The following is a 722-nucleotide window of genomic DNA, read 5'->3' as shown; positions in this document are numbered from 1 at the left end:
TGCCCTTAGGAGTAACCTTGAACAATCTTCAAAAAATCCAGTGGGAGAAATACTGCCAAGCCGAGAATGACCGTATTCGCAAGGTAACAATGATTGAGCTTGAACAGTTTATTTCTCTCATAGAAAAATCTGAACGAAGTGAATATAAAGACTGGGTATATGAATTCTCGAAAAAAATTGTAGATGATAATTATGAATTCCCTATTCGGATGTCACTATTTGAGAGAGTCATATTTCCGGTTTTATTCGAAGGTTTCAATCACAAAGAGTCAGGATGTGCGAGGTGGTTGGCTGGATTCAATCAACATATATATAAATCGAAAACTGTTAGAAATATTCTAGAGTGTAATTTCACTCCTATTGACTTTCTTCGATCCGCACTAGCCCATGACCCTAGCGATTTATTAGCAAAGGAAAGTCTAATATCAGATTTGGCTTCCCTGCTTGATTATTCTATCCATGAAATACCAGCTGGAGTTCTGTATGGCAATAACGGAGCTTCCATTAGCCAGTGCCACGAACTACAGGGTGAATTGAGAGAGTTCAAAAACCTTGTGTCGGAGACAGGCTTAGAGGAAAAGTATCAAGAACTCATCAATGAATGTGAATTCCATTACTCTGAGTACCCAAAATATTTATCAAACATGGAAAAATACACCTCATATCAAGAATTTCTTTCCATAATCCACAAGGCATAACAAGTGCATCCAGGTGACGCCGGA

The 722-nt window shown here is 38.2% G+C and carries 1 protein-coding gene; it reads left to right on the top strand.

Annotation, left to right across the window (positions count from 1 at the left end):
- Nucleotides 1-698 (top strand): hypothetical protein (locus tag ACY2RQ_RS19570; protein ID WP_490114694.1); only part of this gene is annotated, 698 nt, incomplete at its 5' end.
- Nucleotides 699-722 lie beyond the last annotated feature (24 nt).

It is taken from the genome of Parendozoicomonas sp. 209JJ7-1, from assembly GCF_058147085.1.
This window is presented reverse-complemented; position numbering and strand designations above follow the sequence as displayed.